Origin of the sequence: Tistrella bauzanensis (assembly GCF_014636235.1) — a bacterium.
Taxonomy (GTDB): Bacteria; Pseudomonadota; Alphaproteobacteria; order Tistrellales; family Tistrellaceae; genus Tistrella; species Tistrella bauzanensis.
Map to the genome: position 1 here is coordinate 1 of NZ_BMDZ01000094.1, position 15,475 is coordinate 15,475.

Here is a 15,475-nt window from a genome sequence, read left to right on the forward strand (position 1 = left end):
CGACGCAAGGTCGCCGCTTGGGACGACGACTTCCTCGCAAGCATCATCGCAGCTTAAAATTTTCACCCGATTCCCCTGCCCCCGCGACTCAACGATGCCGCACCCAAGAACTGGAGTTTTCCCCGTGTCCATAGCATCAGCCGGCCGGATCGCCGTCGACAGCCTTTTCGACGGCGGCAATGGTGATCTGGTCCGGATCGACGACAGCCTGCCCCGCGCCCGCGTCGATCTGGCGATCCGCACCGATGCCGGCTGCGATTTCCGGCAATGGTTCCATGTCCGCCTGTCGGGCATCCGCGGCCGGCCGGTGCAGGTCCGGATCCTGAACGCCGGCACCTGCACCTATCCGCGGGGCTTCGACGGTTATCGGCCGGTCATCTCGACCGATCGCCAGCGCTGGACACGGGTGCGGGGCGCGTTCGACGGCATGGTGCTCAGCTTCGATCTGGATGTTGATGCCGATCAGGTGGATGTCGCCTATTTCGCGCCCTACGACCTGTCGCGCCATGCCGATCTGGTGGCGCGGATCGGCAGCCGGCCGGGAGTGGAGCGGCTGCGGCTGGGCGCCACGGTCGACGGCCGGCCGCTCGACGCGCTGAAAATCGGCGGCGTCGATACCGGCCGGCCGGTCTGCTGGATCATCGGCCGCCAACATCCGGGCGAGACCATGGCCAGTTGGTGGATGGAGGGCGCGCTGGAGCGGTTGACCGATCCGGGCGACGCGGTGGCGAGCCGCCTGCGCAGCGCCGCCAGCTTCGTCTTCGTGCCAAACATGAACCCCGATGGCAGCGCACGCGGCCATCTGCGCGCCAATGCCGCCGGCGCCAATCTGAACCGCGAATGGCTGGCCCCAACTCTGGCACGCAGCCCCGAAGTCGCGGCCGTGCGCCAGGCGATGATCGACACCGGCGTCGCCTTCTGCCTGGACGTACATGGCGACGAGGCACTGCCCCACAATTTCATCGCCGGCTTCGAGGGCATTCCCGATCTCCGCCCGGGCCAGCTCGACCTTCTGGCCGATTACCGCGACCGGCTCGACCGGATCTCGCCCGATTTCCAGACCCGCGCCGGCTATCCGCCCGCCCGGCCCCAGACCGGGAACCTCACCGTCTGCACCAACTGGGTCGCCAACACCTTCGGCACCCTGGCGATGACCCTGGAACAGCCGTTCAAGGACTGCGTGGAGGCGCCCGATGCCCAGCGCGGCTGGTCGCCGGATGGCTGCCGCCGCCTGGCCGGCGCCTGCCTCGACGCCCTCGCCGGCATGACCGACCGCCTTACCACAGGACACGCCGCCTGATGTTTCTCACAGTCCATGGCATCAAGACCTGCGATACCTGCCGCAAGGCGCTGAAGGCGCTGGAACAGGCCGGTATCGCCCACCGGTCGCGCGATCTGCGCACCCAGCCGCTGAAGCCCGAAGAAGCCGCGCGCTGGCTGAACCAGATGGGCGCGGACCGGCTGATCAACCGCCGCTCCACCACCTGGCGCGGCCTTGCCGAGAGCGATCGCGCGATCGCCGACGGCGATGACGCCGCCGCCATCGCCGCCCTGCTCGCCCGCGAGGTGACGCTGATCAAACGGCCGGTGTTCACCGACGAGGATGGCGACGACCGGGTGGTGGCGCTGGGCTTCGATGCGCCGGCGAAAGCCGCTATCGGCCTGACATCATGATGCGGCCCTGACATCATGATACGGCCCTGACATCATGATACGGCCCTGACGTCATGACCCGTTCCCGGCACCTGATCGCCTTAACCGCGGTCATCCGTCAGGGCCGGCCCGGCGAGGATCAGGGCCAGGTCTGCGTGCAGCGCGTCGTCGCGTATGCGCGGCAGAAGTGCGGTCAGGCGGCGGCGCAGCATGTGCCGTCCGGCCCCCGTGGCCGCGGCCGATGGCGCACCGCCCAATGCGACGATATGCCGGTGCAGTGTCCTGGCCGCCCATGCGTCATCGTCCCGCCCTATGTCGGTGCCCACCGCCGACAGCAGATCGGTCAGCGCCGCCACGATCTCGTCGCGGGGCGCATAGCCCATATATACATCGTCAGCCTCGCGCATCGCACAGGGCGCGGAACTGAGATCGACAGGGTCGTCGCCATTCGGCGCCGCCGGAACCACAGGCTTGCTCATCGTCGCCTCTCCATGGCGACAGTGTAGCTCTGGAGGGGGCGGTCAAGCCAGCGCCTGCAGATCCGCGCGCAAACGGTCGGCATCCGCGCCGGCAAGCTGCGCCTCCACCGCCGCATGGGTCTTCTCCCACACCGGCACCGCGTCGGCCAGAACGGCCCGGCCTGCGGCAGTCAGCGACAGAAGGCGGCTGCGGCGGTCGTCGGGGTCCACCGACACCGCCACCAGACCGCGACGTTCCAGCGGTTTCAGATTGGCGGTCAGGGTGCTGTGATCCATCGCCAGCAGGCTGGCGACCTGGCCCTTGTTGGGCGGTGTCGGCCGGTTCAGCGACATCAGCAGCGAGAACTGGCCACTGGTCAGCTCCAGATGGCGCAGCGCGTCGTCGAAGCGCCGGGCCAGCGCCCGCGCCGCGCGCTGGACATGCAGGCACAGGCAGCTGTCGCGGACCAGAAGCGTGGTTTCGAAGGGAACGATCGCGGGTTTTGACATCGGCCGATAATGTTGATATCAAGGTAAAAAATCAAGCAGAATATGTGGCGGAACAGCCACTCTCTGCCATCATCGGAGGATACCCCATGCACACCGAACCCGGAACCGGCCATCTGTGGCTGCAGCGCCTGATCGGTAGCTGGCAGTTCACCGCCGACTGCTCGATGGGGCCGGACAAGCCGCGCGAGACGTTCAATGGCAGCGAGACCGTCCGGTCGCTGGGCGGGTTGTGGATCATCGGCGAGGGCCAGGGCGAGATGCCGGGCGGCGGCATCGGCCATACCATCCTGACCCTTGGCTTCGACCCCGCCACCGGCCGGTATCCCGGCACCTGGATCGGATCGATGATGAGCCATCTGTGGCTCTATGACGGCAGCATGGATCCCGAGGGCAAGGTGCTGACCCTGGCGTCAGAGGGACCGAGCTTCGCGGGGGATGGCAGCATGGCCCGCTATCAGGACGTCATCACCCTGGCCAGCGATGACGAACGCATCCTCACCTCGCGCGTCCAGATGCCCGATGGCGGCTGGCAGGAATTCATGACCGCCACCTATCGCCGCACCGCCTGAGCGGCGGGCATGTCGGCCGGCGCCGGTGACGGCAGGCAGACGATCGCCGCCGCCACCAGATTGACCGCGACACTGGCCAGGATCGGCACCAGATAGCTGTGGCTGATGTCGTAGACATAGCCGGCGGCCGTGGGGCCGATCAGGGTGCCCAGGGCGACGCTGGTATACAGAATGCCGATCAGCCCGCTGACATTGCGGCTGCCGAAACTGTCCATCACCACCGCCGGCAGAACCGCGACCCAGCCGCCATAGAACACGCCATAGAGCAGCGCGAACACCGCCAGCGACGCGAGGCCACCCGCCACGGCCCACACCATCTGGGCCGCCGCCATGCCGATGAACATCGCGATCAGCGCCCGGCGCCGGCCGATCCGGTCGGCGATGCCGCCCAGGCAGAACCGCCCCGCCGTGCTGCCGACACCGATCGCGCCCAGCAGCAGAACCGCCGTCGACGGCTGCACCCCATGATCGATCGCACAGGGCACCAGATGCACGAAGGGCACGAAGACGCCGAAGGCGCAGATCAGCCCGGCCGCATACAGGATGATGAAGCGCCGCGACCGGATGGCCACGGCCACAGGGATGCCGGGCACGGGGCCGCCCATCGCCGCCGCCTGCGGTGGATCGCCATCGGGGCCGAGGCCACGGTCGCGCGGATCGTTCTCGATCAGCAAGGCCGTGGCGCCGCCGATCACCACCACCAGCGCACCCATCGCCAGATAGGCGTCGCGCCAGCCCAGCGCCGCGATCAGCAGCGCGGCCAGCGGCGGCATCACCAGCGTGCCCACACCAATTCCGCTGACGGCGATACCCGAGGCGAAGCCGCGCCTGCGGCTGAACCAGCGCTGCACGGCGCCCACCGCCGGCACATAGGAACAGCCGACCCCCAGCCCCACCCCCAGCCCATAGGCCAGATAGACCTCGGTCAAGCTCCGGGCGAGACCGGCCATCGCCAGCCCGGCGCCGGTCAGCACCATGCCCGCCAGCACCAGACGCCGCGAGCCGAAGCGATCGGCCAGCGGCCCGGTGATCACGCCCAGGCCGAAATAGAGGAAACCGGCCAGCGAAAACACCAGCGAGACCGACCCGCGCGACGCGGCGAAATCGGTCTGCATGGCGTCGACGAAGGCACTGAAGCTATAGGCGGCGCCGAACCCCATGAAGGTTGCGGCGAAGGCGCCGGCAACCACGAACCAGCCGTGGAAGGGGCGACGGGGGGAAGCTTGTCGCGTCATCTCGGTCCATCGGGAGCAGGCGGCATCGAGAGTTGGGGGACGGGTCGGGACGGTTCCCGCCAAAGGAGCCGTTCCAGGCCGATGCGCCATCACCCAGCATTCCACGGAACCGACTGCGATGCCATCAGACAGATGTCATGGCACGGGATCATCCCCGCCGGCTATCCGCCAGCGGTCAGCACAAGAACAGAACGATGAGCGACACCACACCCGTGCCCACGAACCCTCGGCCCATGGCCCCGCTCACCGGGGTTATCGCCTATCTCAATCTGGAGGGGGCCAGCGACGCCTCGGCCTTCTATCAGCGCGCCTTCGGCGCCCGCGAGGTCTTCCGGATGCCGGCCGAGGACGGTATCCGGCTGATGCATTGCCATGTCGAGATCAATGGCGGGCCGCTGATGTTCAGCGACTGTTTCCCGGAAATGGGCGTGGCGCGGCAGGCATCCGACAGCCACACCCTGCATCTGGTGGTCGATGATATGGATGCCTGGTGGCGGCGGGCGGTGGATGCCGGCTGCGAGATCACCATGCCACTGGCCCTGCAATTCTGGGGCGATCGCTTCGGCAAGCTGAGCGACCCGTTCGGCGTGAACTGGTCGCTCAGCGCCCCCGACTCGACGGACGATACCGGCTCGACGGACGATACCGGTTCAGCCGGTGATGCCGGCTGAACCGGGCGTCCCGTCATCCGGCGCTACGCCCTCAGGCAAGCCTGACCAGTTGTTTGCCGAAATTGCCGCCCGACATCATCCGCACGAAGGCTTCAGGCATACGCTCGAAGCCTTCGAGCACATCTTCCCTGAAGGTGATCTGGCCGGCCCTGTGCCAGGCGGCGATGCGCGCCATCGCCGCCTCGCGCAGATGCCACCAGTCGAACACCACTAGCCCATGAATCGAGGCGCGGGTGACGATCATCCGCGCGCTGGCGCGCAGGCCGATATCCTGCTCCGGCGGCTGGTCGACCACGGCGATACGGCCGCAGATCACCACCCGGGCGTGGGTGGCCAGTTGCGCCATGGCCGCGTCGTGGATCGGCCCGCCGGTGTTGTCGAAGAACACGTTCACGCCATCCGGGCAGGCGGCCCGGAGATCGGCGCCGAGATCGGTACTGGTGCGGTAGTTGATCCCGGCCTCATAGCCGATCGACCGGCACCAGTCGAGCTTGTCCTGCGAACTGGCGATCGCCACCGGCCGCGCGCCGCACAGTTTCGCGATCTGCCCGACCATCTGCCCCACGGCCCCCGATGCCGCCGAGACCAGCACGGTGTCGCCGGGCTTCGGCCGCGCCAGTTCCAGCAGCCCGACATAGGCCGTCAGCCCCGGCATGCCCAGCCACGACAAGGCCGCCTGTGGCGGTGCCAGACCCGCATCGACCTTGTTCGCCCGTGCGGCCCCCGGCAGATCGGGGCTCAGCACGGCGTATTCCTGCCAGCCGAAGGCCATGCTCTCGACCAGATCGCCCACCGCCCAGCCGGGATGATTCGATGCGATCACCGCGCCAACGCCGCCGCCCTGCATCACCCCGCCCACGGCGACGCCCTGGGTGTAATTGCCCGCGGCACTGATCCGCCCGCGCATATAGGGGTCGAGCGACAGCCACAGTGTCCGCACCAGAATCTGCCCCGGTCCCGGTTCCGGCATCGGTGTCTCGACCATCCGCCAGGTGTCGGTGGTGGCCGGGCCCGTCGGGTGGGCCGCCAGCAGCCATTGCCGGTTCGTCATCGCCTGATCCTCCCCTTGTCTGTCGCGGCCTGATCGGCCGACTGTCATGTCGGTTATCTTGTACCGCGCGGGATGATCGGATGTCACGGGCATGCCATGGCACCCGCCCGACGTCAGCCGGGCGGGCGCCATGCTCCATCATCGGCTTGCAGCGTCAGCGCAGGTGATGCACCTCCTGAAGCCCATAGACCGGCGTCGGGATGCCTTCCATCCGCGCCTTCAACTGCAGGGCCAGATATTGCGAATAATGGCGCGACTGGTGCAGGTTGCCGCCGTGGAACCACAGCGCCTCCTGCTGGGTCGGCTTCCACATATTGCGCTGTTCGCCTTCCCAGGGCCCCGGATCCTTGGGCGTGTCAGATCCCAGGCCCCAGCACTTGCCCACCTTGTCCGCCACCTCCTGGCTGATCAGGTCGGCCGCCCAGCCGTTCATCGATCCATAGCCGGTGGCATAGACGATCAGGTCGGCGGGCAGCATGGTGCCGTCTTCCAGCACCACCCCGTCTTCCACGATCTCCTTCACCTGCCCCGCCTTCAGCTTGATCTGGCCGTCGATGATCAACTGGCTGGCGCCGACATCGATGTAATAGCCCGATCCGCGCCGCAGGTATTTCATGAACAACCCGGAGCCATCGGCGCCGAAATCGAGCTGAAATCCGGCCTTTTCCAGACCGGCATAGAAATCGGCATCCACCTCACGCATCTGGTCGTAAAGCGGGATCTGGAATTCGTGCATGATCCGGTATGGCAGCGAGGCGAAGATGAAATCGGCCTTCTGCGTGGTCACGCCGTTTGCCACTGCCTCTTCCGAATACAGCGCACCCAGCCCGATCTTCATCAGCGTGTCCGAGCGCACGATATGAGTGGTGGACCGCTGAACCATGGTGACGTCGACATCGTTCTCCCACAGCGCCGCGCAGATATCATGGGCGGAATTGTTCGACCCGATGACCACCGCCCGCTTGCCCCGCCAGGCATCGGGGCCGGGATGCTTCGATGAATGGTGCTGATCGCCCGTGAACCGGTCCATGCCTGGAAAATCGGGCAGATTGGCCTTTGCCGACATGCCGGTTGCCAGCACCAGTTGCTTCGGCTTCAGGGTAACGGGCACGCCGTCGCGCACCACCTCGACCGTCCATTCCCCCGCGGCCTCGTCATACCGCGCCGAGCTGCAGGTGGTGCTCGACCAGTAATTCAGCTCCATGATCTTCGTGTACATCTCCAGCCAGTCGCCGATCTTGTCCTTGGGCGCGAAAACCGGCCAGTTGGGCGGGAACGGCAGATAGGGCAGATGGTCGTACCAGACCGGATCATGCAGGCAGAGCGACTTGTAGCGGTTGCGCCAGCTATCGCCGGCGCGGGCGTTCTTCTCGACGATGATCGCCGGCACGCCCATATTGCGCAGCCGCGCCCCCAGCGCGATACCGCCCTGGCCGCCGCCGATGATCACCACATAGGGCTGGGAGGCATAGCCCAGTTCGGCGGCCTCTTTCGCGCGCTCTTCCGACCACGACAGCCGGCCCTTGGCGGCACCATGCTTGGCGCCCAGCGGCCGTTCCCGGCCAAGCGGTTCCTCGTGACCCTTCAATTCGGTCATCGCGGTCAGCAGGGTCCAGATCAGGCCGTCCTTCAGCCGGATCAGGCCGAAGCCGCGTGCCACCGCGGTCTCGAAGCTGATCCAGGCGGTGGTGACGCCGCCCTCTTCGGTCGCGGTCTCGCCCTCGGCCACCCGCCAGTCTCCGGGCTGGACCGTCCCAAGCTGGGACGTCAGCATGTCACGGATCTGGTCTCGGCCTTCCATGGTCCGGATGTTCCAGGTGAACGTCACCAGATCGCGCCAATAGCAGTCGGTCTGAAACAGCGATACCGCGCGATCGATGTCACTGGAAGACAGCGCGCCGTCCAGCGCACCCAGAACTTTGGCAACCTCGGCATTGACTGTCATGTCGAGCATATCTGTACCTCCCATGGGCTTTTATTCTTGGCGTGAGGAAAGTATGACCATGGACAGCGCGCCCCGCGAGCCCGATTCAGCATGGGGCCCGGCCGCTGCCGAATTCGCCCCGCCGGGCTGTGTCGCAAACTGTGGCGCGCCACGATCGACGCCACAGGTCGCGACATCGGGCGGCGCTCGACATCGGGCGGCGTTCGACATCGGGCTCAGGCCGATGACGGTGTTCCCGGCCGGTGAATGCCCAGCCGCTCCATCCGCCGGTGCACGGTGGTGCGATCCACCCCCAGCCGCCGGGCGGCCCGTGCCACATTCCACCCGCAGATCCGCAAGATGGTCTCCAGGTCGTCCGCCGCCTCGGGCATGGTCCGGGCATCCGCCGCCACCGGCCCCGCCACCGGCAGCACCGGCGGCGGCAGGTCTTCAAGGTCGATCACCGCGCCATCGGTCATGGCCAGCGCCACATTCAGCGTGTTGATCAACTCGCGGATATTGCCCGGCCACGGCCGCTGCTTCAGCTCCATGCGTGCCGCGGCACTCAGCCGATAGTGATGCGGATAGGTGATCGCGCGCTGGCGCAGCAGCCGGTCGATCAGCCAGTCGATATCCTGGCGGGCGCGCAAGGGCGGCAGGGTCAGCGAGGCCCCGGCCAGCCGAAAGAACAGATCCCGCCGGAACTGCCCGCTCGACACCATCGCCTCGGGATCGGCGCTGGTCGCCGAGATGATCCGCAGCCGCAGCCGCACCGGCTGTCGCCCGGCGCCAACCGCCACACCGTCATCGGTCAGCATCCGGACCAGCCGAGCCTGCGCCGCCTCCGACAGATCGGCGATTTCGTCCAGATACAGCGTGCCGCCCTGAGCGGCCCTGACCGCCTCCTCGTCGATCGCGGCACAGTCGACCGCCACGAACGGGCCGCTGCCCGGCCGGCTGTCATGGATGGCGCGCGCCAGGCTCTGCTTGCCGGCGCCCGTCTCGCCACGGATCAGCACCGGCATGGTGCCGGCCGCCAGCCTTGCCGCGGTCTTCTCGACCGCGCGCATCACGGCATCATCACCACTCAATGCCGACAATGGTCTGGGCAGCGTGGTGCGGGCGGCGATCAGTGCCGTGGCGCTGCGCTGGGGCATGATCGCATGGGCGAACATCGCGCGGCCGTCACGCAGCCGCACCACCCGGTCCTGTGCCGGCCGTGCCCGGGTCAATGTCGGCAGGTCATCGATCGACAGATCGAAAAAGCGCTGCAATTTCTGGCCGATCAGCGTGTCCGGCCGCTGCCACATCGTGCCACCGGCCTGGGCCAGCACCCGGGCGGCGGCATGTGTCATCCCGATCACGCAGCCGGCGCTGTCCAGCGCGATCGCCGCCTCCGGATCCACTTCCAGGAATTCCGGCAGGGTCGAAAACCGCAGCACCCATTCCAGCCGGTTCATCGCCATCAGATTGGCCAGCTCGATCCGCCGCGCCGAGGTCTTGACCAGTTGCAGGGCCAGGCTCTGGCTCACCTTCGGCTGCGGCGAGCGCAGCAGCGAGATGTCCAGCACCGCCGCCAGCGCACCGGTGGTGCTGAAGATCGGCGCGGCGGTGCAGCTCAGCGGCGTGTGGGTCAGGTCGAAATGGTCGGTCTGGTGAATGGTCACCGCCTCGCCGGTGGCGATACAGGCGCCGACGCCACAGGTGCCGGCCAGGTTCTCCGACCAGTCCGATCCCAGATACAGCCCCGCCTGCCGCAGATCGCGTTCAAAGGCGGGATCGCCGAAGAAATCGACCGTCACCCCCTGGGCGTCGGCCAGCAGCAGCACATAACTCTGCCCCGCCACCTGCCGGAACAGCGCCTCAAGGCCGCTGCGCGCGATCGCGATCAGCCGTTCCGATTGCTCGCGATGCTCGCGCAGCTTGGTGTCCGGTACGATATAGGCGGGGTTGGGACGGGCCGGATCCAGCCCGTGATCGGTGACGCAGCGCCGCCAGGATTGCAGCACCACCGCATCACGCAGCGAGGCATCGCCGCCCAGCACCCGGTCGATCTCGTCGATATGGTCATGCGCCGACATGGCCGCTTCCTCCCCAGGAACGGTGCCTGCCTTGGCAGTCGGGCCGGTGCCGACGTGTTCGTCGTGCGCCGGTCCCGGGCCATCATCGCGCAAGGCGTGCGCGCGCGCCAGCCATCAGGCCGCATTTCCTTCTGTCGTCAGCGCCCCTGCCGGCAGACGAGGATCAGGCTTATCCCCGCCAGCAGCATGACCACCACCCCATAGACATTCGCGGTGACGACCAGACCCGCCTACCCCGCCAGCAGGCCCGCCAGAACCGCCGGAACGCAGAAGGCCAGATAGCATTCGACATAGAAGGCTGACAGCAGGCCCGCGCGTTCATCGGCTGCCGCCATCGGCATGATCGTGCGCAGAGCCCCCAGAAAGCCGGCGCCGAAGCCATAGCCGGCGATCACCGTGCCCAGCAGCAACAGCGGGATGGCGGCCAGATTGATCCCGGCCAGGAACAGGCCGGTGCCCGGCGTCAGGCCGGTGGTGCCGATGATCAGGATGCGCCGGGCGGGCCGATTGCGCAGCGACAGGATCGCCAGCCCGCCACAACTGGTCAGCCCGGCAACCACCAGCCCGCCGATCAGATGCGACCGGCTGCCGGTGGCGCTCTGGATCAACGACGGCACCAGCGACAGATAGAGCCCGCCCACCGCCCACACGGCAACCGCAACCGGCGTCACGCGCAGCAGTGCCGCGCGCACATGCGCCGGCACCGCGATCCGTGGCCGCAGCGATGCCATCAGGCCCGGTTCACCGCCGGCCGTTTCGGGGGTCAGCCAGATCAGCGGCATCTGCCCTGCGAACAGCACCACCAGCACCACGAACACCAGATGCAATGGCAGGGGCGCATAACTGACCAGAATGGCGGTGCCCAGCGCCCCCGCCGCCATGCCGGCCATGGGGGCGATACTGTTGATCAGCGCGCCCCTGGCCGGGCTGCCATCGATCAGCGCCGCGCCCAGCGCACTGGCCGCAAGCCCCGTGGCCACGCCCTGCAACAGCCGTGCAGCCGTGCCGCGATCAGCAGCCCGGCGCTGCCAGCATCCAGGAACAGTGCCATCGCCACCAGTTCCAGCGCCAGCGCCCCCAGCACCACCGGCCGCCGGCCCAGATGGTCCGACAGGCTGCCCGCCACCAGCAGGGTGATCAGCAAGGCCAGCGCATAGACGCCGAAAATCACCGTCACCGTCACCGGTGGCAGCGCGAAGCCTTGCTGATACAGGCGATAAAGCGGGGTTGGCGCCGCCGATGCGGCAAGGAAGATGCCAAGCGTCAGCGCCCGGCTGGCGGTGGTGACATCGCCCCGGACGGCACGCGGCAGACGGCTGATGATGCCGGAAGACATGGCGGACGACCCTTAATGCAAATTTTTTGCGTTAAGCCGGTTTACCGTGTTTCCGCTCGACACTAAAGCTATTTTTTTGCATCAGTGCCGGCATATCGATATCGATATGCGGATGGAGGACAGCGCAATGATGGCGAAGGACGGCCTTCGTCCGGGCGGGCGCAGTGCACGGGTTCAGGCCTCGGTTCACCAGGCGGTGCGCCGGTTGACCGCCCGCCTGGGCCGCCCCGGGGTCACCATCCCGATGGTCGCCGCCGAGGCCGGCGTCACGCCATCGACCATCTACCGGCGCTGGGGCGATCTGGCGGGCCTGCTCGCCGATGTGGCGGTTGAGCGGATGCAGCCGGACACCATGCCGGTCGATACCGGCGGGCTGGTCACCGATCTCGATCTATGGTTCGAGCAATATGCCGAGGAAATGTCGTCAGGGCCCGGCCGCGACATGCTGAAGGACATCCTGGCAGCCGGCCCCGAGCCGGACCGCATGGCACGCTGCTGCGGCTATACCACCACTCAGCTCGACCACATCCTCGATCGCGCCGCGGCACGGGGCGAAGCGGTGCCCGCCGCCGCCGCGCTGATCGATGATGTGGTCGCGCCGATCCTCTACCGGATCCTGTTCGGCGGTGGCCCGGTCGATGCCGCGTTCTGCAGCGCCCGCATCCGCCTCGCCCTCGCCAGGGATGGCCAGCCTCAGCGGCAGCATCGAACGCCGTGAACCCGTGGGCGCGCCTCAGCGCTTGCGCACGAATTCCGTCCGCAGAACCAGGCCCTTCACCGCCTCGTGCCGGCAGTCGATCTCGTCGTCATTCGCGGTCAGGCGGATCGACTTGATCACCGTGCCCTGTTTCAGGGTCTGGTTGGTGCCCTTCACCTTCAGGTCTTTGATCAAGGTCACCGCGTCCCCATCGCTGAGTGCATTACCCGCCGCGTCATACACCACCCGAGGGCCGGCAGCAGCCGCGGCCGTCACCTCCGAGGCCGGGCGCCACTCGCCGCTGGCCTCGTCATAAACATACTCGTCCTGCGCGTCGTCGTGATCGGCCATGATCTGGGTCTCCGGTCCTGTCTGTGTGGGAGAAAGCGAAAGGCAAGCGGCTGGGGCCTCCTGCCCTGCCGCTTATAGCAGATGCCGGGCGCCGACGCTGTGTGGAGGCGCGCGGCACGCGCGAGCGCGCCTGTGGGGGGCGAGTCCGCAGCCCGCACCCATGCGACGTCACGCGCTGGTGCCGCGGACACGGACCAAGGGCGGCGAACCGCGCTTATATTGTCTCGGCGTGCATTTCATGACGCGCTTGAATGCCGTGCTGAAGGCACTTTCCGACTCGTATCCGAGCGAGAGCGCGACGGCGGAGACCGAGGCGTTGGTGGTCTCGAACCTGTCGCCGGCGAGCGTCATGCGCCAGCGCGACAAATAGTCCATAGCGGTTTCCCCGACGGTTGCCTTGAACTTCAGCGCGAAGCTGGATCGGGACATGCCAGCACGCCCGGCGAGGGTCTGCAGGGTCCAGCGATGCGCGGGATCGGCATGAATGGCGGCAATCGCAGCGCCGAGTTGCTTGTCAGCAAGGGCGTAGAACCATCCGACGCCATCGTCCGGCCCGTCCTCAAGATACAGTCGCAGAGCCTGGATCAGCATCATATGGGCAAGATGCTGTGCGATGAGCGAATTGCCTGGACGCTGCTCGCGCAACTCCTGCCGCATGCGCTCGACCGACCAGATCAACGCGCTCTGCTCCGACTCTCTGCGGATATGGACGATGGGCGGAAGCATGCGAAGAAGGCTGTTCGAATTCCGGCCGCTCACGCCGAACCGGCTGCCGACCAGATAGAAATCACCACCACTGTTGATGGTCACGACGCCACCAGGGCTGGGCGGCGGAAAGAATTCGCTTGAATCGACAGGGTTCAACGCGATGTCGCTGGCGAGCCTGAAATTCCGGCCGCTCGGCAATACGAAGCACTCGCCCGCCCTAAGCCTCACGGGCTCGGCGAGATCCTCCACGAGCAGCCAGCATTCACCCGATATCACCGCATAGCACTTCATGCGGTTTTGCTGGTTGGAGAACTGGATCGACCAGTCGCCGCCCGCGTCGAAACCGGAGGACACATAGCTGCGCGGCTTGAGCAAGGACAGCATGTCTGACAGCGGATCCATCAAGCCTCTCGGACGATCGCGAAGATTATACGGACTTTCCAGCATAGATCGCACTTGCCTGACTGTCTATCTTTGGGTCGCGCAACACCCTGCAGCCTCCCCGACCCGACCCTGCGCGCCGCGATCATCACATGTCTGGAAAGCCGGCAGCCAGCCGAGGAGATGCCTTTATGACGACCTTCACGATCAATGGGCGTGCGGTGAACGTGGATGCCGCGCCAGACACGCCGCTTCTGTGGGTAATCCGAGAGCACCTGAAGCTCACCGGCACCAAGTTCGGTTGCGGCATCGCGCAGTGCGGGGCCTGCACGGTTCATATCGATGGCGAGACGACACGCTCCTGCGTGACATGGCTTGAAGACGTGGAAGGCCGGCAGGTGACGACGATCGAAGGTCTGTCGCCGGACGCCAGCCATCCGCTTCAGAAAGCCTGGATCGCCGAACAGGTGCCGCAATGCGGCTATTGCCAGTCCGGGCAGATCATGCAGGCAGCGGCGCTTCTCGAAAGCACCCCCAACCCCACGCGGGAGCAGATCATCGAGCACATGGACGGCAACATCTGCCGCTGCGGAACCTATATCCGTATCATCAGCGCCATTCAGCGCGCCGCGCGTGAGGGCTGACCCATGACCGGATCGTTCAAGCTTCACAGCCGCGCGATCTCGCGGCGCCGTTTCCTGATAACGGCGGGCAGCTTCGGCGTCGCGGTCGCATTCGGCGGCCTGACCGGGAACGCCCTGGGTGCCGCTATGGCGCGAGCCGTCGCGGGCGACTACCGCCCGAATGCCTGGGTGACCATCGCGGGCGATGGCATGGTCAGCATCATCTGCCCGGCCTCCGAGATGGGCCAGGGCATCATGACCACACTTCCGCTTCTCATCGCCGAGGAAATGGATGCCGACTGGGACAGGGTCCGCATCGTCCAGGCGCCATCCGATGCGGAGACCTACGGCAATCCGGGCTTTTACGGCATTCAGCTCACCGGCGGCAGTGAATCCACGCGTGGCTACTACGATCTACTGCGGCTGATCGGGGCGCAGACCCGCAAAGTGATCCTGGCGAGTGCCGCCGGCATGCTGAACGTTCCGACGCGCGAGCTTGCGACGGAACCTGGCACGGTCGTGCACGCGCCGTCCGGCCGCAGGCTCGGCTATGGCGAGATTGCCTCGGACGGGCCGCTCCCCGATCCGCTGCCGCAGGCGACCGAGGCCGATCTGAAGACGCGCGAAGACTGGCGCTATATCGGACGGCGCGACATCCCCCGCGTCGACGTGCCGGCGAAGGTCGACGGCACCGCGATCTATGGCATCGATGTGCAGCGTCCCGACATGCTGTATGGCGCGGTGCTGCGGGCGCCCGTCCAGGATGAACGACCGGAGACCATCGACGACGCCGAGGCCAGGGCTGTGCCGGGCGTCACGCATATCGTTCCGCTCTCCTATGGCGTCGGCATCATCGGCGAGACGGTCGAGGCGACGCGTCGGGCCAGGGATCTGCTCAACGTGACGTGGAGCACGTCCTCGCGGGTTCGCAACTACACCAGCAGCCGTCTGCTGGAGCATTTCCGCGGCGTGGCGCGTGACCTCTCACAAACCGGTGTCGAGGCGTTCTCGGAGGGCGACATAGACGCCGCGATCGCGCATGCCGCGACGGTCATCGAAGCCGACTACATGAGCGATCTCGTGTGCCACGCCACCATGGAGCCGATGAACGCCACGGCGTTGGTGACCGGGGACAGGGTGGAAATCGGGGATGTCCCGGTCATTGTTGAAAAAGGGAGAGCGGCGTTGCTCGCCTTGAGCCGTTAGGCTCGGGGTGTCGAATCCTCA

14 protein-coding genes and 2 pseudogenes are annotated in these 15,475 nt (G+C 66.9%); 7 read left to right on the forward strand and 9 right to left on the reverse strand.

The window, feature by feature from the left end; translation table 11 throughout:
- The first annotated feature begins 124 nt into the window (after positions 1–124).
- Together IEW15_RS23060 and IEW15_RS23065 are read left to right on the forward strand one after the other, a co-directional pair.
- Positions 125–1,300 carry a M14 family metallopeptidase gene (locus IEW15_RS23060; protein ID WP_229708567.1) on the forward strand — a complete coding sequence of 392 codons (1,176 nt, stop codon included), beginning with the start codon at positions 125–127 and terminating at the stop codon, positions 1,298–1,300.
- Entirely contained in the window at positions 1,300–1,674 is a 375-nt protein-coding gene (locus tag IEW15_RS23065; protein ID WP_188582462.1) for an ArsC/Spx/MgsR family protein, read from the forward strand. Before IEW15_RS23060 ends, IEW15_RS23065 begins: the two co-directional genes overlap by 1 nt.
- Positions 1,675–1,754: 80 nt before the next feature.
- On the opposite strand, the gene IEW15_RS23070 is transcribed toward IEW15_RS23065, so the two are convergent.
- Both IEW15_RS23070 and IEW15_RS23075 read right to left on the reverse strand, forming a co-directional pair.
- Positions 1,755–2,132 carry a hypothetical protein gene (locus IEW15_RS23070; protein WP_229708569.1) on the reverse strand — a complete coding sequence of 126 codons (378 nt, stop codon included), beginning with the start codon at positions 2,130–2,132 and terminating at the stop codon, positions 1,755–1,757.
- Between the two features lie 42 nt (positions 2,133–2,174).
- The gene (locus tag IEW15_RS23075; protein ID WP_188582464.1) at positions 2,175–2,621 is read right to left on the reverse strand and encodes a MarR family winged helix-turn-helix transcriptional regulator; all 447 of its coding nucleotides are present in this window, start codon (positions 2,619–2,621) and stop codon (positions 2,175–2,177) included.
- Positions 2,622–2,707: 86 nt separating this feature from the next.
- Here IEW15_RS23075 and IEW15_RS23080 point away from each other — a divergent pair, with 86 nt between their 5' ends.
- The gene (locus IEW15_RS23080) at positions 2,708–3,190 is read left to right on the forward strand and encodes a DUF1579 domain-containing protein (RefSeq protein WP_188582466.1); all 483 of its coding nucleotides are present in this window, start codon (positions 2,708–2,710) and stop codon (positions 3,188–3,190) included.
- Here the strand turns inward: IEW15_RS23080 and IEW15_RS23085 are convergent.
- Complete coding sequence (locus IEW15_RS23085) at positions 3,172–4,425, reverse strand: MFS transporter (protein ID WP_188582468.1); 1,254 nt, start codon at positions 4,423–4,425, stop codon at positions 3,172–3,174. The genes IEW15_RS23080 and IEW15_RS23085 overlap by 19 nt on opposite strands.
- A gap of 233 nt (positions 4,426–4,658) precedes the next feature.
- On the opposite strand from IEW15_RS23085, the gene IEW15_RS23090 reads away from it, so the two are divergent.
- Positions 4,659–5,096: a VOC family protein gene (locus IEW15_RS23090; RefSeq protein WP_229708572.1), complete on the forward strand. Its 438-nt coding sequence runs from the start codon at positions 4,659–4,661 to the stop codon at positions 5,094–5,096.
- Between the two features lie 31 nt (positions 5,097–5,127).
- Here IEW15_RS23090 and IEW15_RS23095 read toward each other — a convergent pair whose 3' ends face one another.
- From IEW15_RS23095 to IEW15_RS26800, 4 genes and pseudogenes are all read right to left on the reverse strand, one after another.
- Positions 5,128–6,147, reverse strand: coding sequence for an NADP-dependent oxidoreductase (locus tag IEW15_RS23095; protein WP_188582473.1), 1,020 nt, complete (start codon positions 6,145–6,147; stop codon positions 5,128–5,130).
- Positions 6,148–6,301: 154 nt separating this feature from the next.
- Positions 6,302–8,101: an NAD(P)/FAD-dependent oxidoreductase gene (locus IEW15_RS23100; RefSeq protein ID WP_188582475.1), complete on the reverse strand. Its 1,800-nt coding sequence runs from the start codon at positions 8,099–8,101 to the stop codon at positions 6,302–6,304.
- 206 nt (positions 8,102–8,307) lie between these two features.
- A complete protein-coding gene (locus tag IEW15_RS23105; protein ID WP_188582477.1) occupies positions 8,308–10,152 on the reverse strand; it encodes a sigma-54-dependent Fis family transcriptional regulator in 1,845 nt (614 codons plus the stop codon).
- A 137-nt stretch (positions 10,153–10,289) separates the two neighbouring features.
- A pseudogene (locus tag IEW15_RS26800) lies at positions 10,290–11,488 on the reverse strand (MFS transporter).
- A 127-nt stretch (positions 11,489–11,615) separates the two neighbouring features.
- Here IEW15_RS26800 and IEW15_RS23115 point away from each other — a divergent pair.
- A complete protein-coding gene (locus IEW15_RS23115) occupies positions 11,616–12,206 on the forward strand; it encodes a TetR/AcrR family transcriptional regulator (RefSeq protein WP_188582479.1) in 591 nt (196 codons plus the stop codon).
- 15 nt (positions 12,207–12,221) lie between these two features.
- Here IEW15_RS23115 and IEW15_RS23120 read toward each other — a convergent pair whose 3' ends face one another.
- Both IEW15_RS23120 and IEW15_RS23125 read right to left on the reverse strand, forming a co-directional pair.
- On the reverse strand, positions 12,222–12,539 hold the full coding sequence (locus IEW15_RS23120) for an alkylphosphonate utilization protein (protein WP_372402848.1): 318 nt from the start codon (positions 12,537–12,539) through the stop codon (positions 12,222–12,224).
- Between the two features lie 165 nt (positions 12,540–12,704).
- Positions 12,705–13,646, reverse strand: coding sequence for an AraC family transcriptional regulator (locus IEW15_RS23125; RefSeq protein WP_188582483.1), 942 nt, complete (start codon positions 13,644–13,646; stop codon positions 12,705–12,707).
- Between the two features lie 170 nt (positions 13,647–13,816).
- On the opposite strand from IEW15_RS23125, the gene IEW15_RS23130 reads away from it, so the two are divergent.
- A complete protein-coding gene (locus IEW15_RS23130) occupies positions 13,817–14,269 on the forward strand; it encodes a (2Fe-2S)-binding protein (RefSeq protein WP_188582485.1) in 453 nt (150 codons plus the stop codon).
- A 3-nt stretch (positions 14,270–14,272) separates the two neighbouring features.
- Positions 14,273–15,394 (forward strand): annotated as a pseudogene (locus IEW15_RS23135) (molybdopterin cofactor-binding domain-containing protein); the annotation flags it as partial.
- Between the last annotated feature and the right edge of the window lie 81 nt (positions 15,395–15,475).